The organism is Paenibacillus sp. OAS669, from assembly GCF_014873645.1.
GTDB lineage: Bacteria > Bacillota > Bacilli > Paenibacillales > NBRC-103111 > Paenibacillus_S > Paenibacillus_S vulneris.
Window position 1 is genome coordinate 172,426 of sequence record NZ_JADBDR010000006.1, and the last position, 22,414, is coordinate 194,839.

Annotated in this window: 18 protein-coding genes; 11 read left to right on the top strand and 7 right to left on the bottom strand. The window is 54.3% G+C overall.

What is annotated here, in order from left to right:
• Positions 1-16: 16 nt before the first annotated feature.
• From GGC63_RS15265 to GGC63_RS15305, 9 genes are all read left to right on the top strand, one after another.
• A complete protein-coding gene (locus GGC63_RS15265) occupies positions 17-430 on the top strand; it encodes a gluconate 2-dehydrogenase subunit 3 family protein (RefSeq protein ID WP_192703032.1) in 414 nt (137 codons plus the stop codon).
• Positions 431-465: 35 nt separating this feature from the next.
• Positions 466-1,545: a substrate-binding domain-containing protein gene (locus tag GGC63_RS15270; RefSeq protein WP_192703033.1), complete on the top strand. Its 1,080-nt coding sequence runs from the start codon at positions 466-468 to the stop codon at positions 1,543-1,545.
• A gap of 81 nt (positions 1,546-1,626) precedes the next feature.
• Positions 1,627-3,168: a sugar ABC transporter ATP-binding protein gene (locus GGC63_RS15275; RefSeq protein ID WP_192703034.1), complete on the top strand. Its 1,542-nt coding sequence runs from the start codon at positions 1,627-1,629 to the stop codon at positions 3,166-3,168.
• A gap of 24 nt (positions 3,169-3,192) precedes the next feature.
• Entirely contained in the window at positions 3,193-4,239 is a 1,047-nt protein-coding gene (locus GGC63_RS15280) for an ABC transporter permease (protein ID WP_192703035.1), read from the top strand.
• Positions 4,240-4,296: 57 nt separating this feature from the next.
• A complete protein-coding gene (locus GGC63_RS15285) occupies positions 4,297-5,286 on the top strand; it encodes an ABC transporter permease (protein WP_192703036.1) in 990 nt (329 codons plus the stop codon).
• Positions 5,287-5,294: 8 nt separating this feature from the next.
• Positions 5,295-6,101 carry an AraC family transcriptional regulator gene (locus GGC63_RS15290; RefSeq protein WP_192703037.1) on the top strand — a complete coding sequence of 269 codons (807 nt, stop codon included), beginning with the start codon at positions 5,295-5,297 and terminating at the stop codon, positions 6,099-6,101.
• A 113-nt stretch (positions 6,102-6,214) separates the two neighbouring features.
• Positions 6,215-7,669, top strand: a complete 1,455-nt coding sequence (locus GGC63_RS15295) for an aldehyde dehydrogenase (RefSeq protein WP_192703038.1) — start codon at positions 6,215-6,217, stop codon at positions 7,667-7,669.
• Positions 7,670-7,757: 88 nt separating this feature from the next.
• Positions 7,758-7,937: a hypothetical protein gene (locus tag GGC63_RS15300; RefSeq protein ID WP_192703039.1), complete on the top strand. Its 180-nt coding sequence runs from the start codon at positions 7,758-7,760 to the stop codon at positions 7,935-7,937.
• A 26-nt stretch (positions 7,938-7,963) separates the two neighbouring features.
• The gene (locus tag GGC63_RS15305) at positions 7,964-9,739 is read left to right on the top strand and encodes an RNA polymerase sigma factor (RefSeq protein WP_225948235.1); all 1,776 of its coding nucleotides are present in this window, start codon (positions 7,964-7,966) and stop codon (positions 9,737-9,739) included.
• A gap of 164 nt (positions 9,740-9,903) precedes the next feature.
• Here the strand turns inward: GGC63_RS15305 and GGC63_RS15310 are convergent, their stop codons facing one another.
• The 3 genes from GGC63_RS15310 to GGC63_RS15320 all read right to left on the bottom strand — a co-directional run bounded on the left by GGC63_RS15310 (position 9,904) and on the right by GGC63_RS15320 (position 15,214).
• Complete coding sequence (locus GGC63_RS15310) at positions 9,904-11,475, bottom strand: catalase (protein WP_192703040.1); 1,572 nt, start codon at positions 11,473-11,475, stop codon at positions 9,904-9,906.
• A 140-nt stretch (positions 11,476-11,615) separates the two neighbouring features.
• Positions 11,616-13,499 (bottom strand): ABC transporter ATP-binding protein, encoded by a 1,884-nt coding sequence (locus GGC63_RS15315; RefSeq protein WP_192703041.1) that lies wholly within the window; start codon positions 13,497-13,499, stop codon positions 11,616-11,618.
• Positions 13,496-15,214 (bottom strand): ABC transporter ATP-binding protein, encoded by a 1,719-nt coding sequence (locus GGC63_RS15320; protein WP_225948256.1) that lies wholly within the window; start codon positions 15,212-15,214, stop codon positions 13,496-13,498. Before GGC63_RS15320 ends, GGC63_RS15315 begins: the two co-directional genes overlap by 4 nt.
• Before the next feature lie 417 nt (positions 15,215-15,631).
• Between GGC63_RS15320 and GGC63_RS15325 the strand changes: the two genes are divergently transcribed.
• Both GGC63_RS15325 and GGC63_RS15330 read left to right on the top strand, forming a co-directional pair.
• A complete protein-coding gene (locus GGC63_RS15325) occupies positions 15,632-16,396 on the top strand; it encodes a MerR family transcriptional regulator (RefSeq protein ID WP_192703043.1) in 765 nt (254 codons plus the stop codon).
• A 206-nt stretch (positions 16,397-16,602) separates the two neighbouring features.
• Positions 16,603-17,259 carry a cell wall hydrolase gene (locus GGC63_RS15330; protein WP_192703044.1) on the top strand — a complete coding sequence of 219 codons (657 nt, stop codon included), beginning with the start codon at positions 16,603-16,605 and terminating at the stop codon, positions 17,257-17,259.
• Positions 17,260-17,419: 160 nt separating this feature from the next.
• Here GGC63_RS15330 and GGC63_RS15335 read toward each other — a convergent pair whose 3' ends face one another.
• From GGC63_RS15335 to tatC, 4 genes are all read right to left on the bottom strand, one after another.
• On the bottom strand, positions 17,420-18,835 hold the full coding sequence (locus GGC63_RS15335) for a YfcC family protein (protein ID WP_192703045.1): 1,416 nt from the start codon (positions 18,833-18,835) through the stop codon (positions 17,420-17,422).
• Positions 18,828-20,036 (bottom strand): M20 family metallopeptidase, encoded by a 1,209-nt coding sequence (locus tag GGC63_RS15340; protein WP_192703046.1) that lies wholly within the window; start codon positions 20,034-20,036, stop codon positions 18,828-18,830. The genes GGC63_RS15335 and GGC63_RS15340 overlap by 8 nt, the downstream gene beginning before the upstream one ends.
• Positions 20,037-20,715: 679 nt before the next feature.
• Positions 20,716-21,606: a LysR family transcriptional regulator gene (locus GGC63_RS15345; RefSeq protein ID WP_192703047.1), complete on the bottom strand. Its 891-nt coding sequence runs from the start codon at positions 21,604-21,606 to the stop codon at positions 20,716-20,718.
• A gap of 40 nt (positions 21,607-21,646) precedes the next feature.
• Positions 21,647-22,402 (bottom strand): twin-arginine translocase subunit TatC, encoded by a 756-nt coding sequence (gene tatC / locus GGC63_RS15350; RefSeq protein WP_192703048.1) that lies wholly within the window; start codon positions 22,400-22,402, stop codon positions 21,647-21,649.
• Positions 22,403-22,414: the final 12 nt, after the last annotated feature.

Here is a 22,414-nt window from a genome sequence, read left to right on the forward strand (position 1 = left end):
GAAGGAGCTGATACCTATGAGAAGGAATGCTGCCGAACAGGCGGAATGGCTTGCGGTGCTCGCAGGCGGTGTGATTCCCGCCGATGAGACCGACCAAGGAGCCGCCGAGGCGAATGCAGGTCCGGTCCTCGCCGAAAGAATCGAGCGCGGCATTCACGCCAGGCTGTATGAGCTTGGCATCGAAGCCGCCGTGACGGCGGCTAAGGAGCAGTTCGGGCAGCCATTGGCCCGGCTTGGGCCCGAGCAGGTACACGCCGTGCTGATGGCCTTGAAAGCCTCGGTGCCCGGGTTTTACAAGCAGCTCCGAACCGATGTCACCGGGCTGTATCTTAACACGCCGGGCGTCTCCGAACGAATCGGATTTCCCGGTGCATCGGCGCATACGGGGGGCTACCCCGATTTCGATCAACCGCAAGAGCGCAGCAAATAAGGAACCGATCCCAGGCCCAGGAGGGAAGTGAGTCCATGAAGAAAAAACGATCAATCCGATGGACAACGTTATTCGTCATTCTTTTGTTGGTTGGTGCAAGCCTGACAGGCTGCGCAGGCGGGAAAGATCCGGCGGGCGCCGGGGATACAGAGGCCGGCAGTAAGACCAAGAAAGCCTATAAAATTGCTTTGAGCAATGCGTTCGCCGGAAACTCCTGGCGCTCGGAGATGCTGAAAATTTTTGAAGCCTATGCCCAGCAGAAGAAGGCCGCCGGCGAGATCAGCGAGTTTTATTCCTCAAGTGCGGGCAACGATCCGCAAGCCCAGATCAATGAAATCCGCAATATGATGTCCAAGGGCTACGACGCCATCCTCGTCGACGCTTCCTCTCCAACGGCACTGGTGCCCGTACTCCATGAGGCCGTACAGCGGGGCATTGTCGTCGTCGCCTTCGACAATACCGTGGAATCCGACAAGGTATATAACGTCAACACCGACCAGGTGCAGTTCGGCCGGGTTCAGGCGCAGTGGCTGATGGATCAGATCGGCGGCAAAGGCAACATTCTCCTGATCAAAGGCATCGACGGGATTTCGATCAACAGCGACCGGGACCAGGGCCATCGGGAGGTCCTCAAAAAATACCCCGACGTCAAAATTCTTCAGGAAGGCTTCGGAAATTACGATGATGCAACGACCTCTGTCGTGATTAACAACATGCTGGCGGCCCACAAGTCCAAAGGCATTCAGGGCATCCTCACGCAAGGGGGCGGCGAGAATGCCATCGTAGAGGCGCTGAAGCAGAACAAGCTCGATCCGGCTGCCATTCCTATGACCGGGGAGATGCTGAACGGCCTGTTCCGCCATATGAAGGAAAGCAAGGTCAAGGCGATTGCCGCAGGCCAGCCTCCTTACCTTAGCGCCGCTGCTCTCGATATTGCGCTGAAGGTGCTCAAGGGTGAGAAGGCCGATAAAAAGACCATCATCCCGCTGCCTTACGATGACTACAAAAATGTAGACAAATGGTATGCGCCGGGTCAGCCGGACAATTTCTACGTCGACTGGACGGACCCGTCCAACAGCTACGGATTGAAAATCGAGCAAATCTTGCAAAAGTAAGCTTCCATTAAGGGAAAGGGCCGACCGCAAAACGCAGATATCGGTCGGTCCCCTCACCCACACCAAAGCGAGGTGCCAAGGATGCCTACCGAGAATCATCCGTTGACTCCGGCAAACCAACCCGTGTCACCGGAGGAAGTCCTGCTTGAAGTATCGCAGGTGAGCAAAAGCTACGGCGGCGTGCAGGCTTTGATCGATTGCGATTTTTCCTGCCGCAGAGGCGAAGTGCACGCACTGCTCGGCGAGAACGGCGCCGGCAAGAGCACGCTGGTCAAACTATTGTGCGGCGTTGTTTCCCCCGATAAAGGCTCTATCCGATTCAAAGGCGAGGAAATGCGGTTTCGCTCCCCCATCGATGCCGCCCGACGGGGGATTGTCGCGGTGTTTCAGGAGCTTTCCCTCGTTCCCGACCTTACCGTGTCGGAGAACGTGTATTTGGGACATGAACCGAAGACGCGATGGGGGCTGATCGATTTTGCCCGGATGAATGTCATGGCCGGAGAGCTGTTCCGGGATCTGGGCCTGACCCTTCAACCGGAAACGCTTGTCAGCGATCTGACGCTCGCGGAACGGCAGCTGGTCGAGATCGCCAAGGCGTTATCCCGCGACCCCGAGGTCATTCTGCTGGACGAAGCCACCTCGGCGCTGGGCCAGCAGGAGGTCGACCTGCTGTTCTCCCTGATCCGGAGACTCACCGATCGGGGCACAACGGCTATCTTCATCTCCCATCGCATGGATGAGCTGGAACGGATCGCCCATCGCGCCACCGTGTTCCGGGACGCCCGCTATGTGACCACCTTCGACTGGGGAACCGTCTCAGGAGAACAGATAGTAAGCTGGATTGCCGGTCGGACCGTGAACGAGACGTATCCGGCCAAAAGTGCCCGGCGCCGGGACGAAATCGCTCTAGATGTCCGTAATCTGACCAGCACAGGGCAGTTTTACGACATAAATCTGCAGCTGCGAAAGGGAGAAATCGTCGGCATCGCAGGACTTCAGGGGCATGGGCAAGGCCCCTTTCTTGAGGCGCTGTTCGGCTTACGTCCCATCGCCGGCGGAGAGGTTCAAGTATACGGGCGAAGGGCCGCATTGACCGGGCCGGCGGCCGCCATCGAGGCCGGCATTGCGCTTGTTCCCGAGGACCGCAAGCACGAGGGTCTGCTGCTGTCCCGCTCCGTTCGCGAGAATATCTCCTTGATGACGCTTCAGCATCGGCAGCAGCTGGGATTCATTCAAGCCGGCAAGGAACGGACCGCCGTTCATGAGATGATCCGGCTATTGAATATCAAGACATCCCACCCCGATCTCGAGGTTGGCGGCTTGAGCGGAGGCAATCAGCAAAAGGTCGTCATTGCCAAGGCGATTCTGACGCAAGCGGACATCCTGCTTCTGGCTGACCCCACCCGAGGCATCGACATAGGGACCAAGTCGGAAATTTACCGGCTGCTGCGGCAGCTCGCAGAGGAAGGGATGGCGATTCTCCTTTATTCCACCGAGCTTTCGGAGCTGGCCGGGCTATGCGATCGCGTAGCCGTCTTCAAGCAGGGCCGGATGGCGGCTTTACTGGAAGGTAGGAGCATTACCGAGGAGCGGATGATTCACGCCGCTCTTGGCATCGCCTAACGTTACAGGAGGTGACCTGACAGGATGAAACCAGCTCCACATCGCAAACCCTTCGGCGCGCTGATAAGAAGAAACAAGGACGCGGCCATGGCTTATCTCATTTTATTGGCCATCCTCGTATTGTTCGCCTTCAATCAGTACGATTTCTTCACAAGGTACGGACCGCAATCCATTTGTAACCAGGTCGTTACATTAGCCGTTGCCGCTTTGGCGCAAACCATCGTCGTGCTGACCGCCGGGATCGACTTGTCCATCGGGGCGATCATCGGGCTGACGAATTCCGCAGCGGCTACGATCATGGATCCCATTTCTGTATCGGTAGGCCATACCGGCTTCGGACTTGTTCTTACCCATCTCATTGTGCTGGCCATCGGATGCGCCGCAGGGCTCCTTAACGGGCTGATCATCGTATTCGGCAGGCTGCAGCCGATTATCGTGACGCTGGCGACCGCCTCCATTTATAGCGGGATCGCGTTATATATTCGCCCTACGGCCGGAGGCAAGGTGCCGGAAGCGTATACCGACCTGCTAACCGGGCGCGTGCTTACCTATATCCCGGTCTCCGCTATCGTGCTGGCCGTCTTTATGGCTCTGATCTGGGTGCCTCTGCGCCGTTCCCGCTTCGGTCAATCCATCTATGCCATCGGCGGCAGCGAATACTCGGCCTTCATATCCGGTGTCCCGATTCGGCGCACCAAAGTATGGGCGTATACGATGGCCGGCTTGTTCTCGGCCTGCGCCGGTCTGCTGCTCACCGCCCAAACCGCTTCCGGCGATCCGCTCGGCAGCAGCCTGTTCACCTTGAACTCCATCGCCGCCGTCGTTCTCGGAGGCACAGCCTTGTCAGGCGGTAAAGGCGGATATGTTGGATCGGTGGCCGGAGCCGCCATTTTGTCGCTCGTGCTGGGTCTGTTGATTTTTTGGGGCGTCCCGTCCTTTTATCAAAATGCCGTTCAAGGGATCATCCTTATTCTCGCCCTGGCCGTGAGCATCCTTCAGAAGCAAAGAAAACGGACCGCAGCCCGCTACGCGGACTCTGCCCAGGCATCAGGCTCCGCCAGTTCATCGTAAAAGGAATGGCTTATGAAGCAGGTTTTGGCTCTAGTCAGAACTATAAGGAGGGCCTTCATGAGTACGGATATGTTAAAACCGGCTTCCACCCGCCCCGGTGCGGCGGGAGCGCTTGCCTCACCGCTTCGCCATACAGGGGTTTGGAAAATTTATGCGGCTACCGCAGGGCTTTATGGGATATCGGGGATTATGCAGCCGCAGTTCTTCTCTGCGGATCATTTGATTCAGCTGCTCGTGATCTCTTCTTTTCTGGGCATTCTGGCGATGGGCCAGACCCTGGTCATCTTGACCGGAGGCATTGATTTATCCGTCGCCTACATGCTGAACCTGGGGGCTGTCATCATGACTCAAGCAGCCTCGAACTACGGCGGCGGGACCGCAGCCATCATCATGGCGGCGGCAGGCATCGCCATTGGAGCGCTGAACGGCCTCGGCGTGGCGTATCTCAAGATCTCTCCGATCATCATGACGCTCGCCATGAGCAGTATTTTGAAAAGCGTAACGTACGTCTATACCGACGGCAACCCTAAAGGAGCAGCACCCGACTGGCTGCGTTATCTCGGTACGGGTTCTGTGTTCGGGATCAAGCTGGCGCTTCTCGTGTGGCTGGTTCTTGCCGCTGCCGTTGTGCTTTTGCTTGGCAAAACCACGTTCGGACGGAAAATGTATGCTATCGGGACGAATCCTACCGTGTCGCACCTATCAGGGATCCATAACAAGAGGATCCTCGTTCTGGTGTATACGCTAAGCGGATTGTTTGCCGTGCTGGCAGGCATGATGTCCGTCGGCTTCTACGGCCTCTCCTTCCTCGGAATGGGGGACACGCTGCTTCTCCCGTCCATTGCCGCTGTCGTAATCGGAGGGACCTCCATTATGGGAGGGCGCGGGGGCTATGCGGGGCCGATTGCCGGAGCCGTCATTCTCTATATTTTGATGAGTATTCTTACGTTATTGGACATGAGGGACGCAGGAAAACAAATCATTTACGGTCTTGTCATACTTGTCGTTCTGTTCTTGTACGGGCGTGCCAAGACTGCAAGGAGCTGACTTGTTTCATGGTTGGAATCCACTTGTATGAAATGCGTCACAACGACGGCGAGATTATGCAGGAGCACCATCATGATATCCATCAAATTCTGTATGTTCTGGAGGGAAAAGGAAGAGTGATGCTCGATGGGCGGAGCTTCGACTTCGAACAGGATCAGGGCGTCGTCATCGTCCCGCGAACGAGCCATTCGGTGCTTTCCGGAAGCCGGATGACCGTGCTGGTGCTCGAATTTGACGAAGCGATGCTGGATGAAAGCGTCCGTGAGGCTCTGCTGCGCTCCCAGTTTGACCGTTCCAGGCTCGTCCGGCTTGGCGGCTTCGGAAGCAAGGAGCTGCGGCAGCTGACGCGCAAAATGCTGTTCGAGCAGACGCGGGAGAACCTGCTGAACAAGCTGGCCAATACGATGTATTTATCCGAGCTGCTGCTTCTGCTCGTCCGCTATCAGCCAGCCACCGAGGCAGCCGTCGTGAACAGCCTCCGGGCCGAGAAGCTTCGCCATTATATCGATACGCATTACTTCGAAATTGTAGGCCCGGATGATATTTCCGCCAAGCTCGGCGTCAGTACGCGGCACTTGAATACCATTTTCAAGGAAGTATACCAGATGACTCCGCATCAATACCTCACGGACGTTCGAATGCGTCTCGCGCAAAAGCTTCTGGCCGAGACCGACAAGGATATCGCATCCATCTGTTTTGAAATCGGGTTTGAAACGCTGTCCACCTTCTATAGAACCTTCAAAAGCAGCATTCGCATGACTCCGAATCATTACCGGAGGCTGCATCGCGAGCGCACCGTTTCCAAGCGGGCTTGACTCAGGCGCTGTCCGGCCCGCTGGGTGACGCAGGATGATAACGAACGATCGGTCCCCTGCGCCGATACTGGCTAAAGCCTCATAACCTAAGATCCTAAAGGAGGAGTTTGAAAATGGAAACTATCGTGAAAGGTATGGATTGCTTGCATTTCATTGACGGCCGGTACGTTCATTCCCAGGAGCCCAAAACCTTCGATAATATCAATCCGGCAACGGAGGAGGTGCTCGGTCAAGTGGCTGAGGGAGGCCAAGCCGAGGTCGATCTGGCCGTAGAAGCTGCCAAGCGGGCCTTCGACGGCGGATGGAAGCATTCCAAGCTGAGTGAGCGCGCCGCCATACTGCGCCGGATCGGCGATTTGATTCTGCAGCGCAAAGACGAGCTGGCCATGCTCGAAACGCTGGATACAGGAAAGCCTCTGTGGCTGTCAACGAATGTAGACATTCCGCGTGCCGCCGGAAGCTACCATTTCTATGCCAATTTCATCTCCACCATGGGAACGGAGGCTTATCCCAGCGAGGCCGGCGCCATGAACTTCGTCGTACGCCGGCCACTCGGCGTCGTCGGCATGATTAATCCCTGGAACCTGCCGCTTCTTCTGCTCAGCGCCAAGCTTGCGCCGTGCCTTGCCATGGGCAACACCGTCGTACTGAAGCCGGCCCGCTGGACGCCTATGACCGCAACGCTGCTCGGGGAAATCTGCAAGGAGGCCGGTTTGCCGGACGGTGTCGTCAACATCGTGAACGGGGCCGGTCGTTCCGTAGGGGAAGCGATCTCCGAGCATCCGGATGTGCGCGCGATTGCCTTCACAGGGGAAACAACCACCGGAAAAAGCATTATGAAGGCCGGATCAGCCAGCCTGAAGCGCTTATCGTTCGAGCTGGGCGGCAAAAACCCGAACATCATCTTCGCGGATTGCGATCTGGACGAAGTGGTCGATACATCGCTGCGCAGCAGCTTTATTAACCAAGGCGCCGTGTGCTTGTGCGGCTCGCGGATCTATGTACAGCGCCCGATCTATGAAGACTTCCTGGAGAAATTCATCGAACGCACGCGACAGCAAACGGTGGGCGACCCCCTCCAGCCGAATACGAACATCGGGGCGCTCATCAGCAAGCAGCATTACGATCGGGTGCTGGATTATATCCAGTCCGCAAGAGAGGACGGCTGCGTGATCGAAACCGGCGGAAATCGCGCCGATGGACTTGATCGGGGCTTCTACGTGGAGCCGACCATCATAACCGGAGTCGATGCCGGATGCCGGGTGGTCAATGAGGAAATATTCGGTCCTGTCGTCACCGTGCAGCCTTTTGATACCGAGGAGGAGGTCATCGCTCTCGCTAACGATACCCACTACGGTCTTAGCGCATCCATCTGGACGAAGGACAGCAGCCGGGCCTTCCGGGTAGCGCATCAGATCGAAGCCGGGCTGACCTGGGTGAATACCTGGTTCCTGCGTGATCCGAGAACGCCGTACGGCGGTGAGAAGCAAAGCGGCATTGGCCGTCAGGGCGGGATGTTCAGCCTGGACTTCTACAGCGAGGTTTCTACCATCTGCATCAAGTATTAAAGCTTCGGCGCTCTTTGTTGGGTTAGCAAGCAGCTTCGCAAAGCTTAAGCAGGCCGCCTTCCTTTACGGCGAGGGCGGCTTTTTTCGCATGGCTGTTCAAGCAAAACCGCGCTGCATTTTTGAAATAGATGGTAAAATAATCAAAGAGCATAGCCCCTATAAATCAACCCGTTCCGACCATTTGGGTTCACATAAAGTCAATCATGATCCACACCTTTATTTTTTGGCCGGCGTTGTCAGAATACCCGCTCCTGAAGCGTCAATGTAACAAGAATCTACGTAAGGAGGATTTCCTTGAGCACTGCATCATTTACACCGCTGGACCCCCGGGATGAAGAAGGGGCTGTTCCAGAGCTTGATGAAAGGGATGACCGCTTGCTGGTTGAGCAGGCCAAGGCCGGGGATCGCGAGGCCTTCGGGGAATTGATACGAAGACATAGAGCCCAGGTATACGGCTATGCCCGTTCTATAGCTCAGGAGCCCTTCCTGGCGGAGGATATCGTGCAGGATGCGCTGATTCGGGCTTTTCTGCATCTCGGGACGCTTGTAGATACCGAGCGGTTCCTCCCTTGGCTGCACCGGATCGTGCGCAACCAGGCATACACCAGGCTAAGGAGCCGTTCCGTCGCCAAAGAGCAGTCCTTCTCCGCCCTGGCACCGTCCCAGGGGTCCATAGAGCCCTCGGACGATACCTGGCGCGATCTCGATTACATCCTGCACCGTCTCTCCCAATCACGGCCTCCTGCCGGGCAAGAGACGAATCCGGAAGAAGCATTGCTCCGGCGGGAGCTGATGGATACGATCGGCGGCATATTAGGCTGTCTCAACCGCAGAGAGAGGCAAATCTTCGAATCGCATTTTTTCGACCACTTGTCTCCTCAGGAGATTGCCAAGCTGTTTCAGCTCTCTTCCGCCAATGTGTATCAGCTTATTTCCCGGGGCCGTAAAAAAGTGATTCAGGAAAAGCTCCGTATTTCTGTAGATCATTACATGAAAAACAGAAGGGATATGGGACTTATGAAAAAGACTCTGCTGCCTAACAACGCTGCAAGCCACGAAGGAGGAACCTGGACATCGGCCGCCTCAGCTATTCATCGCATTCTGGGCTATACGGACAAAGCCTTCTCCCTTCCTATGGTCATGGGCTTGACTGGCCACGCCTTTCGCATCAATATCGGGCCGGGAGACGTCCATATCGGCGGACCGACCAGCTTTAACTTCGGAGATATTCTCACCAAGGGGCTGCTCAATCTGGGCTTCCGCTGCCGTTTCGTTGACGGGCTCCGGAAGGATGGTCCGGGACCAAATGCCAACCTGGTCGATCCGTCCCTGCTAACGGAGCAAGCGATGCACAAAAGGGCGCTGCACAAAGCGCTTCCCGAAGCGCTGGAGCTCATCCACCGTTCCATCGACCGTGGGCTTCCGGTGCTGTCCTGGGATCTATTTATCCCCGAATTCGGAGTCATCTACGGCTATGACGATGAACAGCGACAGCTGATGGCTGCGGAATTGTGCAGAGAGAAAGCTATTTCCTATGACAACCTCGGACGGGGGATCCTGGAGGATCTATTCATTCTTGCCATTGAGGATTCCTTCGAGACGGATGACCGTACGATGCTGCAGGGTGCGCTGCGCATGATCCTCGATCATTATAGGGGAATAGAGGAGGAAGCCCCGAGAACGGTTCGGGGACTTGCGGCTTATTCGACCTGGATCGAAGCGTTCCGCGGCGGAGCGATCGAGCCTAACGGTCATTCCTATAACGTCGCCTTCGTTCAGGACGCCCGGCATTTTGCAGCCGCATTCTGGAACGAGCTGGCTGACGGATGGAACGGCTCCGACGAACGGGACGCACGCATTCGCAGCTTGTTCCGGGAGGCAGCCGTTCTGTACGGGGATATTGCTCGCCGGCTCCTGCCTTTGCGCAGCCTGTTTCCCTTCCCCTCCGGCGGTGACCCTAACTCTCCTGCCGCGGTGGGGCAAGCCGTGCCGATTCTTGAGTCGGTGCTTGCCCTTGAACGGCAAGCGGTCAGCCTGCTCGAAGCGATGGATAATGAGCTGCGCAGCTAATCCTGCTTAGGGTGTGCATGACTGGCATTAGATGGAAGCTTCTCTCGGCCTCTGATGCTAAATAACCCTGCAAAATAGCGCCTTAGCTTGGGGCTGATTCAGGTGCTTTGCAGGGAACCCCAATAATAAGGCGGCGGGCCGATTCCTAAGCCCGCCGCCTTCCTTTAATATGGACCTGCACTGTGCCCCTCTTGCTGAGCCTTGCGGACCGCCTGTGCCGGATCTGTCTGACCGCTCTCGATGCGGTTCCGGTCCGCATTGGACAGCCCCTCGGCTACTCGCCTGCCGTAATCGGCATCCGCCTCCGTGAAATGCCGGATCATCCTCTCGCGAATGCCTTCGCTGCACTTCGACAAAGCATCGACCAGATTCGAGATCAGCTCTTCACGCTCCCATTCTTCAAAAGCCCGGTACGTATCGCCCGCTTGTCCGAAGTTATTCGTTCGCGGAATGGCCTCGCGGGTCAATTTGGCGTTATAGTGCGGCTCATGCTCCTTGCCATGCCGCTTCGCTTCCTCCAGCCCGCCTAGAGAGGAAGGCTCATAGTTGATATGCGGATTTTGCCCCGGGGCCCGGTCCGGCCGGATCTGCATCTGCCCCCCGCTTTGATTGGTTGCCACATGGGTTTTAGGCGCATTGATCGGAAGCTGTAAGTAATTCGTCCCGACCCGGTACCGCTGCGTATCCGAATAGGAGAAGGTACGGCCCTGCAGCAGCTTGTCATCCGAGAAGTCCAGACCGTCTACCAGAACCCCGGTCCCGAATGCCGCCTGCTCCACTTCCGTGAAATAATCGACCGGATTGCGGTTCAAGGTCATTTTGCCTACACGCAGCAGCGGGAACTGATCCGTCGGCCACAGTTTGGTGGGATCCAGCGGGTCAAAGGACAATTCGGGATGCTCATCATCGGACATGATTTGTACGCATAGCTCCCATTCGGGATAATCGCCCCGCTCAATGGCCTGATACAGATCCAGCGTGGCGTGGTTGAAATTGATCGCTTGAATTTCGTTGGCTTCCTTTTGCAGCAAATTTTTAATGCCCTGCTTTAACGGCTCCCAGTGATATTTCACCAGCACCGCTTCTCCCGCCTCATTCACCCACTTATATGTATTGACGCCGGAGCCCTGCATTTGCCGGTAGTTAGCGGGAATTCCCCAAGGGGAGTACACAAACGTAATCATATGGGTAGCCTCTGGACTCATCGACACAAAATCGAAGAAGCGCTCCATATCCTGCACATTCGTGATCGGATCGGGCCTAAAGGCATGAACCATGTCAGGGAATTTCAGCGGGTCTCGGATGAAGAAAATTTTGAGATTGTTCCCGACCAAGTCCCAGTTCCCGTCCTCCGTGTAAAATTTGACGGCAAAGCCTCTCGGGTCCCTTAAGGTTTCGGGAGAATGACCGCCATGAATCACCGTCGAGAACCTTACGAACACCGGCGTCTCTTTGCCCGCCTCCTGAAACAGCTTCGCCCGGGTGTACTTGGATACCGGCTCTTCTCCAACCTTCCCGTAAGCTACAAATACTCCGTGAGCTCCTGCACCGCGCGCATGGACGACGCGCTCCGGAATGCGCTCCCTGTCGAAGTGAGTAATTTTCTCAAGATAATGGTAGTTCTCCAACGTACTTGGCCCCCGGCTGCCTACCGTGCGAATATTCTGGTTATCCGCTACCGGATGTCCCTGACGGGTAGTCAACGTCCGCTGCCCTGAGTCGGTTTCTTTATGCATCCTTTTCTCTCCTGTCCCTATGTAAAATCATCCTGCATTAGCTTGTCCCAAAATCAGGAGCTCATCCTTGATCCCTGCTGCCGATAGCCCTTCTTTAATGGAGGCTTGCCCGGCGGCCGTTTCCCAACATCCACGCGGCTTTACCCGATATCCTTCTGCGAGTCTTTCCCCGTGAATTGGCTGAGATACAAGTCGGCATAAAAGCCGCCCTCGGCCAGCAGCTCTTCATGTGTTCCCTTCTCGATCACAGTCCCTTTGTTCATAACGAGAATCATATCCGCGTTGCGGATCGTGGAGAGTCTATGGGCAATGACAAAGCTGGTTCTTCCTTTCATCAGCTCGTTCATCGCCTTTTGAATATATACTTCCGTTCGCGTATCTACGCTGCTCGTCGCTTCATCCAGAATGAGAATCGCCGGGTCGGCCAGAATGGCGCGGGCAATGGTCAGAAGCTGCTTCTGCCCTTGAGAGATGTTCGAAGCCTCTTCGTTCAGCACGGTGTCATAGCCGTCCGGCAAGGTCCGAATAAAATGATCGGCATGCGCTGCCTTCGCTGCCCGCACGATGTCCTCGGCAGAAGCTCCCTCACGCCCATAGCCGATATTATCGCGAATCGTGCCGTTGAACAGCCAGGTGTCCTGAAGCACCATGCCGAACAGACTGCGCAGGTTCCCCCGCTTCAGGTCAGTAATATCGACTCCGTCAATCGTGATTCGGCCGCCTCCCAGCTCATAAAATCGCATCAGCAGATTGATAAGCGTTGTTTTGCCCGCTCCCGTCGGGCCTACTATGGCAACGGTCTGACCCGGCTTGACGTCGATATTCATATGCTCGATCAAGACGGCGCCCTCTTTGTACCCGAACGTGACGTCCTGGAAATGCACTTCGCCCTTGGGACGCTCCAAGTGCTTGGGCTCCGAAGCCTCCTGCACCTCCTCCTTCTCGTCGAGCAGCTCGAAGACGCGCTCTGCGGAAGCGATGGTCGATTGTATAATATTGGCGATATTGGCCAGCTGGGTGATAGGCTGTGAGAACTGACGCGTGTATTGAATAAATGCCTGGATATCGCCGATCTCAATCGCCCTTCTCGTGACGAGAATCCCGCCGACGACGCTGACCAGCACGTAGCCGATATTGCTGATGAAGCTCATCAAAGGCATGATGATCCCGGACACAAACTGCGCCTTCCAGCCTGACTGATACAGCTTGCGGTTAATTTCGTTGAACTTATCGATGGATTTCTCCTCGTGTCCGAACGCTTTAATGATCCGGTGGCCCGTATACATTTCTTCCACGTGGCCGTTCAGCTCTCCAAGCGCCTTTTGCTGTCCTGCAAAGAAAGCCTGCGAACGGGAGGCTACCGCCTTCGTAACAAGAAAGCTGAGCGGAAGCGTAAGAAATACGATTAGCGTCATCCAGCCGCTTATCGTCAGCATCATGACAATAACGCCGACCAGCGTGACCAAGGAGGTAATCAGCTGGGTCAAGCTTTGCTGCAGCGTGCTGCTTATATTGTCAACGTCGTTGACAACCCGGCTCAAGATTTCGCCGTGGGCGCGGGAATCGAAGAACGACAGCGGCAGCCTGGACAGCTTCTCATTGACCCGCTGTCTCAAGCCATAGACGGTTTTCTGGGCGACTCCGGCCATCACATATTGCTGCATATAGCTGAAGGCTGCGCTAATGATATACAAGACGGCCAACAGCAGTAAAATATCCTTGATGTAACCAAAGTCGACTTCCGCTCCGGGAACACCCTTCAGCTTCAGCATGACGCCTTCGAAAATTTTGGTCGTCGCCTTCCCCATAATTTTCGGGCTGACGATGCTGAACACGGTGCTGAGTATGGCAGCAAGAAGAACCATGAGCAGCGCATAACGATGAGGCTTTAAATAGTGAAGCAAGCGATTCAGCGTGCCCTTGAAGTTTTTGGCCTTTTGGACGGGCATTCCCATTCGGGGACCTCCGTGTCCTCCTCCTGGGCCTCTGCCTGGGCCGCCGCCCCCTCTATGCGGTCCGCTCATGACAGTTCCTCCTCCGATAGCTGTGAAGCCACGATTTCCCTAAACACCCCGCACGAAGCCATCAGCTCTTGATGATTCCCTATCCCGGCAATACGTCCGTCCTCCAGCACGATGATCCGGTCCGCGTCCATGACGGTGCTCACCCTTTGGGCCACGATAATGACCGTCGCATCGCCGGTCTCCGCCTTCAGGGCAGCGCGAAGCTTAGCATCCGTCTTGAAATCAAGAGCGGAAAAGCTGTCGTCGAACACGTAAATTTCCGGCCTTCTGACCAGAGCTCTGGCTATGGAGAGACGCTGCTTTTGTCCCCCCGATACGTTCGTCCCTCCTTGGGCAATAACCGAGTCGAAGCCTTCCGGCATAGCGGAGATGAACTCCGTCGCCTGGGCGACCGCTGCCGCATGCCGCAGCTCCTCGTCAGTAGCATCCTCCTTGCCATAGCGGATATTGTCCGCGATGGTTCCGGAGAACAGCACGGCCTTCTGCGGGACTAAGCCGATTTTCTCGCGCAGCGTCTGCTGCGTCATCTCCCGTACATCCACCCCATCCACACGGATGCTGCCGCTGCTTACATCGTAAAATCGGGGAATGAGGCTGATCAGCGTCGATTTGCCTGACCCTGTCCCTCCGATAATCGCCGTAATCTCCCCGGGGCTGGCGCTGAAGGAAATATTCGAGAGGGCCGGCTGCTCCGCCCCCGGATAGCTAAACGAAACCTGGTCGAATTTGATGTAGCCCTTCCTCTCTCCCGTTTGTCGGCCATGCGCAGGATTTTCCAGCGTCGGGGTCATGCCCAGCACTTCGTTAATGCGGCCGGCCGAGACGGAAGCTCGAGGAATCATGACGAACATCATCGACATCATAATGAGTGAGAACATAATCTGCATCGCATATTGCAAAAAAGCCATCAGATCCCCTACCTGCATATGACCGGTGCTGATCCGGATACTACCGAACCAGATAATGGCCATAGAGGAGAAGTTCATGACCAGCATCATCACCGGCATCATGGCTGCCATAATGCGGTTCACCTTCGTAGCGGTAGCCGTCAAATCCCGGTTGGCCTCCTGAAATCGCTGCTGCTCGTGCTCAATCCGGTTGAAGGAACGAATGACGCGTATTCCCGTCAGCCCTTCCCGCAGCACCAGATTCAGCTTGTCCAGCTTCATCTGAAGCGCTTTGAACAAGGGCATTCCACGGCTTGCGATAATGGCGATGGCCGCCGCAAGCACCGGAATAACCACGACCAGAACAAGTGACAGCGTGGCATCCTTACTCACCGCCATGATGATGCCCCCAATGCACATCATGGGAGCACTGATCATCATTCGCAGCATCATGGTCAGCACTTGCTGCACCTGGGTAATATCGTTGGTCGTTCTCGTAATCAGCGAAGCCGTGCCGATCCTGTCGAACTCCTGAAGGGAGAAATTTTCCACATGGGAGAACACCCGGCTCCGCACGTTAAGGCCAAAGCCCGATGCCGTCCTGGCGGAAAGAAAGCTTGCCGCGACAGAGCATATTGCGCCTCCCGCCGCCACCAGAAGCATGAATCCCCCGATTCGGAAGATGTAGGGGATGTCGCCTTCCACAATCCCTTTGTCCACAATATCCGCCATTAAGGTCGGGAGATACAGATCCGACAAGGATTGCAGAAATATCAAGACGAGCACAGCTGCTGTCGGCCACCGGTAAGGCTGGAGAAAACCCAGCATTCGAATCACACGCCATCACCTCGTTTGGGCTGCGTTCAGCCGAAATAGTCCATAATCATCCTCTTCTCCCTATTTTGCTCTAGGGCTAGTCCTTGTTATTCCTTACCCTTATCGCAAGAAGCCCTAACTCGAGCCAGGCAGTCCGGCAAGCTGACTCGCAGATTCCGGCATGCCGAATAGCCCCGCAAGCGGGGCCTTGACTTTGTCACTGTGAGACAGCCCGGAGCCTCAATACACAACCTTTACCGGTACAATAGTATTCGATTCGACTCTGACTATAAGCAGCTCTTCTAAAGCCAAACTAAATGCTAATAGCGGTTTCATCGAATTTTTCCACCAGGATCATACAAAAAGGACCGGCGAGCCTGTTGACTCTCACGTAACGTAATACCCTATGATGAAATAGGAGGTGATGATATGACCTACAAAACGAAGGAAGTTGCCGATCTTGCCGGCATCAGCGTCCGGACACTCCATCATTATGATGAAATCGGACTGCTCTCTCCCGATTCAGTTAATGAGGCGGGATACCGCGCCTATACCGATCGTGAGCTGGAACGTTTACAGCAAATATTGTTTTTTCGCGAGATCGGGTTTTCGTTGAAGGAGATCAAAGACATTCTGGACCACCCCCATTTCGACCGGAAAGAGGCGCTGGAATCCCATCGGGAGCTATTGCTCGAGAAGAGGCGGCGGCTCGACAGCATCATCGAAACGGTTCACAAAACGATTCAAGCTATGGAAGGAGAACGACAAATGAGCAACCAGGAACGATTCGAGTCCTTTGACAGGACTCCGTTAGAAGAACACAAACGCAAATACGCCAAGGAAGCGCGTCAACGGTATGGAGATGCTATGATGGACTCCGTCGAGCAAAAGACCGGCGGCTATTCCTCTCAGGATTGGAACGATATTATGGAGCAATCACGGCAAATTTATGCCAAGATCATTGCCGCGATGGATAACGGACCCGAGGACCCGCAAGTACAGGAAGGAGTGGCGGAGCTTAGAGAATGGATCACAAGCCACTTTTACGAATGTACACCGGACATTTTCCGCGGCCTGGGAGATTTGTACGTGGAGGATGAGCGATTTACAGCCAACATTGATAAGCATAAGGAGGGGCTGTCCGTCTTTTTGCGGGAGGCTATGCACGTATATTGTGATCGTTTAAAAGCATAAGCTTATTTCCTTTTTCTGGATCCAACCATTCGCTATAGCAAACCTAGGAACCTATCGAATTCGCATCTGCAAGCGATTTTAATCCCCACTAATAAAGTGGGATAAACCCGCGCCCGGCAAGCATTTTTTAGGATATTCCAATAAATGCTGGTTGAATCTTCGTTCATACAGCCTCTATAATCTTTATCCGAAAGGGGAGATACCGTATGAAACGAAGAAATTGGAGAATATTGGCCTTCCTATTCGGGTTTGCATTGTTGACGAATATAGTAGGAATTACCCCATATACAGCTCAAGCAGCACCATTACTACAGCAAGGCAGCGCCAACGGCGACGTCTGGGATCTGCAGTTCCGTTTGAAGCTGGCCGGCTTTTACCAGCTGCCCTTGGACGGCTTGTACGGATCTAATACAGCCCAAGCAGTCAAAGGATTTCAAAGCAATTTCGGCTTAAATCCGGACGGAGTGGTAGGAGATATGACTTGGTCCGAGCTGAAGAAGCATTCCTTGAACCGTGAAGAGCTGGACATTCTGGCTAAGGTTATTTACAGCGAGGCCCGCGGTGAATCGTACGAAGGTCAGGTTGCCGTCGGCGCCGTCGTTATGAATCGTATTCAATCCGGCAAGTTTGGAGATAGTATTAAAGACGTCGTTTTCCAAAAGGGCGCCTTTACCGCAGTAGCGGATGGCCAATATAATTTGATGCCTGACAGCACGGCTTATTTGGCTGCCCAGGACGCCGTACGCGGCTGGGATCCTTCTAATGGCTCCTTGTATTATTTTAACCCGAAAACAGCGACCAGCGCTTGGATATGGACCAGACCGCAAACCATTCAAATCGGGAACCATATTTTCGCAAAATAAACCATTGGTAATTAAATCCAGACTATCCTTGCAAAGTGAAACTTAGCTTTAAGCAGATGCATCTTCTTTGTGCAAACCCGTAAATTTACAAATGGTGTTATTATTTAAAAAAGGTTGTTCCAGAGTCTGAAAAAGGACCCGCGGAACAACCTTTTATTTGTTATGCGTAATGAATGATATTGGCAACGATGACGAAGATGGCTCCCACTACAAGCCAGGTCGCCATCAGAGGCCAGAAGAAGCGGACCCACTTCTGATACGGAATTCCCGACACGGCCAAGCTTCCCATTAACGCGGAGGAGGTAGGCAGGATCATGTTGGTGAATCCGTCGCCTAATTGGAATGCGAGCACAGCCGTCTGTCTCGTTACCCCGAGCAAATCGGACAGCGGAACCATGATCGGCATCGTCGTAACCGCCATCCCGGTTCCCGATGTAATGAAGACATTCATGACGTTTTGGAATACATACATGCCCAGGACCTGAATCGAGCTCGGAAGCTCGCCTACAAGAATGGACAGACTGTTCACGATCGTATCGATGACATTTCCGTGATCCAGTACGACCATAATACCTCTGGCCAAACCGATTATGAAGGCGCCGTAGGTGATTGCGCTGGCTCCTTTTACAAACTCTTTGGCAATCCGGCTCGGGCCGTAGGCCGAGAACAATCCGGACAAGACCCCCATCGTTAAGAACAAGGCAGCCAGCTCTTCCATCCACCAGCCTTTTTTCGATACGCCCCAGATCAAGAGCCCGAAGCCCGCGACAACCGTCAAAATAGTCAAGTAATGCTTCAGCTGCATGGACGGAAGATGGGAGAAGTCCAGCTTCGTCCCGGTGCCTTCCGCCTCTTGCTCTAGCTCGTGAACCAGTCCTTGAGTTGGATCCTTCTTCACTTTCCTTGCATAACGGATAATGTACAGACTGGTTATGGTAATCAAGCAAATGAGCAAAATAATTCGAAGCCACATTCCGGAGAACATAGGAATCTGAGCGATAGCCTGGGCCAAGCCGACGTTGAACGGATTAAGAATCCCTGCAGTAAAGCCGCAGGAGGCCCCAAGCGAGATCATCGCTGTCCCTGTCAGAGCATCGTAGCCGAGCGCCCGGGCGATGGCTATGCCGATTGGCACGAACACCATTACCTCCGTGGACATCCCCATCGTGAAGCCGCCTACGGAGAACAAAGATAAGAAGACCGGTATTACCCAGACTCCCTTGCTCGCGAACGTCCGGGCCACCCGGCCCGTAATCGCCTCGATCGTTCCTGTAGAAGAAATAATCTGGAACGCTCCGCCGATGATAAAGATAAAAAATACGACATCTGCAGAATCTATAAGTCCATGTACGATAGCTTTAGGTATGTCGACAAGACTTACCGGGCTTGCATCCACGTGATGATAGGACCCGGTGACCAGCAGCGATTTCCCTGTCACCTTATCCTTCACCCGCTCAAACTTCCCTGCGGGGATGGCATAGGTCAATACCGCGGCCACGAAGACCAGGATGATCAAAATCACATAAGTATGCGGCATTTTCAGCCATTTGCGCTTGCCTGCCATTGCGTTATCCATGTGCTTGCCCCCCGCCGCTTTGCTGTTTCCACTGCTCGAACTCCTCACGAACGCTCCGGAGCGCTTCCTTGTCGACACAGAGATCATAGGTGGTCAGCGCCATCGCCTTGGCCGCCTGATTCATCTCGATCATCCCCGCTTCCGATCCGGCCAGCTCGCAGAACTCCGGCGTATGCGTCGTCGCGTCTCCAAGACGGATATACGGATGGATGGTAGCCGTCACCTGGCCTACATTGCCGATATCCGAGGAGCCGATGCCGCCTTTCTTCGGAGGATCGCACACCTCGATACCCATCTGCTCCAGATTGTTCCGGAATAAAGCGGCGAGCGCTTTATTGTTGTTTCTCTCCGCATAGATAAGCCCTTCCGCAATATCGACGGTAGCGCCCACTCCTTCGGCTGCATTCCGAACCGCCTTGTATACCTTCTCCCTTACGGTTTCCAGCTCTTTGACGGTGGCCGCTCTCAGGATAAACACAGCCTCACACAGCTCCGGCACGACATTCGGGGCATCTCCGCCCTTCGTAATAATGCCGTGGATGCGCACATCCTCCTTCACGAACTGGCGAATCGAGTTGATCGCCACAAAAGCATTAATCATCGCATCCAGTGCGCTGATTCCCTTCTCCGGCGAGGAGGAGGCATGAGCCTGCCGCCCGTGGAAGGTGAAGGTCGCATCTACGCAAGCCAGCGCTCCCCGCAGCACCATCGTTTTGCTCTGCGGATGAACCATCATCACCGCATCGATATCGTCGAACACGCCTTCGTTGCACATGATGATTTTGCCGCCGCCCTCTTCTTCCGCCGGCGTTCCCAGCACGATGATTTTGCCCGGCAGGTCGGGGCAGGCATCCTTCAACGCCAGCGCCGCTCCAACCGCAGCCGTGCCGATCAGATTATGCCCGCAAGCATGTCCTATTGCCGGAAGCGCATCGTACTCGGCAAGCAGCGCTATGGTTGGCCCTCCTGCCGATCCTTCCCATGTCGCGCGAAACGACGTCTCCAAACCGGCGATTCCCTTCTCCACCTGAAAGCCCGCTTCCGCCAAAGGAGCGGTCAGCCATTGCTGAGCCTTATGCTCATGAAAGCTCAGCTCCGGATTGGCATGAATCAGCGACGCCAAGCCTCTGAGCAATTCATCCCTCGCGTCCACCGCTTGTTGAAGGGCCGCCTTTGCTTCATTCGATTCTGTATTGTTCATTGCTGCTCCCACCTAACATGTCCCAAGATATGGTTTTTATGATGCTCCTCGAATTGAAATGCAACCGAATATTTATGCAACTTATTTGAATTATTGTAAATCGGCACCCCCAATAAGTAAAATGAATAGTTTTTAGCGGTTGACCTAAAAAATTTTTATGAGACTCTCAACTAAACCGCTTCCTTGCTTACATTTTCGCGCTTTCACTTCATGAGATTTCCCTACTCTTGAAGTGGTGGGAATTTCTGTATCTTCATTTCCATCCTCTCTCGGGTTGGTCTGAGTCTAACAGGCTATAGAATAATTATGCATAGCGGCCGGTGTTAACTGGGCCTGGGGAATGAAGCAGCCCCACAAGGCGGGGCCTTGGATTCGAAGCTGCTCCAAAATTTATAAACCCCTGTAATGCTAAAAAGACCTAGCCTGTGGCTAGGTCCTTATTCTGTTGCAAAACCTGAAATATGAAAATAGCATAAGTACCCCCGTGGGGTATCATCCCCCGGCCGCTGTTGTTCTCGGACAAATTTTGATCATATTCGCTTTACAGCGGGTATTTCCCGAGAGCAAAGGCGGGCGCAATCGCTCCTCCAAGAGATACCCCACCTAGTACCTTTCGCATTTTTCTATATGAATGGGTTTAGCACGGGCGGCTCCTGCAATCTACTTAGAGTGCTGCATTTTATTGCGGATGCGCTTCCTTCATATAAGATACAAACCGTTCAGCGGTAGCTACCTGCAGAGAGGACTGCTTGTAAACCATCCATGTATTGCGCTTCATCGGCTCCCCATTTTTCCGGTACAATTCGACCTTATGCAGCCCATCCTCCTCCGTCACGAAAATCCCGGGAATGATGGAATAACCAAGCCCATGCTTGACCATCTCCTTGCAAGTCTCATAGCTGTCCACCTGCATGGTGATCAGCGGAGGAACATGAAAGCGTTCGCGCCACCACGCATTGATCGTCTCGCTGAACGGCAGCTGCGAATAGCTGCTTGTCTGAACTTTGGGCTGCTTGTAACAAATTTGGGGAAGACGCGGCAGGTCTTCCCACTGAATTTCCTCTTGCGATACAAGACAAATATGCTCGTCATGAAGCAGGTGCTTGCCCTCGAACCAAGGATAATCGCCGCGAATCACTCCCACCTGGATCTCATCCCGCGACAGCAGCTCCAGAATCTCCGTACTCAAGGCGCAGGTGACAATAAGCTGAACCTCCGGGTACAAGTCTCTGAACTTCTTCAGCAGCGGGGGCAGCTTATATAAGCCAAAGTAGCTGGACACTCCGATCCGAAGACTCCCCTTGACCTCGTTGCGCATGTTAACGATATACTCTTTCATCCTGGCAAGCTCATCGAGCATCTTTTTCGCATATTCAGCCAAATATTCGCCTTCCGGAGTCAGCCTCGTCCCTTTGGCGTTCTTCACAATAAGGGGGACGCCCATCTCCCGCTCCATCTGATGGAGGCGGTACGTCAAGGCCGGCTGGGTGATATATAGACGCTCCGCCGCTTTGGTCAAGCTCTGCTCCTCCGCCACATACAGAAGCATCATATAGTCCTTTTCGTTCATGCCTCCACCCCTTTCATGACCAAAACAATCCAAGACAGCTTTATGCCGCCGATTCCAGCCCTCCCGCTTCACGGAGCTGCAGCTGCTTGCGGTATACCATGCCGGACAGCCAGACACTGAATTCGTAAAGGCCTATCAATGGCACAGCCACCATTAGATGCGACAGCAATTCCGGAGGCGAAATCAAGCTGGCCACGATAACCAGCGTCAAATAAGCGTACCGGCGCATGGAATGCAGCCGCCTTGGGTTCAGTATCCCAATTTTGGTCAAAAACATAACAACAACCGGCAGCTCGAAAGCCACCGCTAACGGAATTACAATGTTAAACATAAAGCCGAAGTATTGGGAAATGCCGTACGTTTCCGTAAATTGCAGACTTTGGGCGATTCCTGTCGCAAAACGAAAGCTCATGGGAAACACGATAAAATAAGCAAAGCTGAAGCCTGCAGCAAAGCAAACGATTGTAAAAGGAATATATTTCAACGCGGCGTCCTGCTCGTTCGCCTTGAGCCCGACCGTCACGAATTTCCACAGCTGATAGAGCGCGAAGGGCAGCGTAACTGCCAGCGAGAATGCCAAGGCAATGCTCATATAAATCCGGAGTCCATCCCACGGGGAGAAGACATTCCAGGCTATAGCGGAGGCTGGAGGTACGCTTTTTAAATATACCAAAATTCGGGGTGCAATAAATAGTCCTGCCGCCATTGTGACAACCGTCACCAGCAGCACCAGCAAGATCCTCTTACGCAGCTCGGCTAAATGCTCCGTCAAGGTCATCAATCTGTCATCGTGCATGGCCAGCACCAA

Coding starts and splice junctions, on each gene's coding strand:
- GGC63_RS15280 (WP_192703035.1), top strand. CDS start 3,193: ATGAAACCAGCTCCACATCGCAAACCCTTCGGCGCGCTGATAAGAAGA.
- GGC63_RS15330 (WP_192703044.1), top strand. CDS start 16,603: ATGAAACGAAGAAATTGGAGAATATTGGCCTTCCTATTCGGGTTTGCA.
- GGC63_RS15270 (WP_192703033.1), top strand. CDS start 466: ATGAAGAAAAAACGATCAATCCGATGGACAACGTTATTCGTCATTCTT.
- GGC63_RS15310 (WP_192703040.1), bottom strand. CDS start 11,475: ATGCATAAAGAAACCGACTCAGGGCAGCGGACGTTGACTACCCGTCAG.
- GGC63_RS15345 (WP_192703047.1), bottom strand. CDS start 21,606: ATGAACGAAAAGGACTATATGATGCTTCTGTATGTGGCGGAGGAGCAG.
- GGC63_RS15290 (WP_192703037.1), top strand. CDS start 5,295: ATGGTTGGAATCCACTTGTATGAAATGCGTCACAACGACGGCGAGATT.
- GGC63_RS15315 (WP_192703041.1), bottom strand. CDS start 13,499: ATGAGCGGACCGCATAGAGGGGGCGGCGGCCCAGGCAGAGGCCCAGGA.
- GGC63_RS15340 (WP_192703046.1), bottom strand. CDS start 20,036: ATGAACAATACAGAATCGAATGAAGCAAAGGCGGCCCTTCAACAAGCG.
- GGC63_RS15300 (WP_192703039.1), top strand. CDS start 7,758: ATGGCTGTTCAAGCAAAACCGCGCTGCATTTTTGAAATAGATGGTAAA.
- GGC63_RS15285 (WP_192703036.1), top strand. CDS start 4,297: ATGAGTACGGATATGTTAAAACCGGCTTCCACCCGCCCCGGTGCGGCG.
- tatC (WP_192703048.1), bottom strand. CDS start 22,402: ATGCACGATGACAGATTGATGACCTTGACGGAGCATTTAGCCGAGCTG.
- GGC63_RS15325 (WP_192703043.1), top strand. CDS start 15,632: ATGACCTACAAAACGAAGGAAGTTGCCGATCTTGCCGGCATCAGCGTC.
- GGC63_RS15295 (WP_192703038.1), top strand. CDS start 6,215: ATGGAAACTATCGTGAAAGGTATGGATTGCTTGCATTTCATTGACGGC.
- GGC63_RS15275 (WP_192703034.1), top strand. CDS start 1,627: ATGCCTACCGAGAATCATCCGTTGACTCCGGCAAACCAACCCGTGTCA.
- GGC63_RS15265 (WP_192703032.1), top strand. CDS start 17: ATGAGAAGGAATGCTGCCGAACAGGCGGAATGGCTTGCGGTGCTCGCA.
- GGC63_RS15335 (WP_192703045.1), bottom strand. CDS start 18,835: ATGGATAACGCAATGGCAGGCAAGCGCAAATGGCTGAAAATGCCGCAT.
- GGC63_RS15320 (WP_225948256.1), bottom strand. CDS start 15,214: ATGCTGGGTTTTCTCCAGCCTTACCGGTGGCCGACAGCAGCTGTGCTC.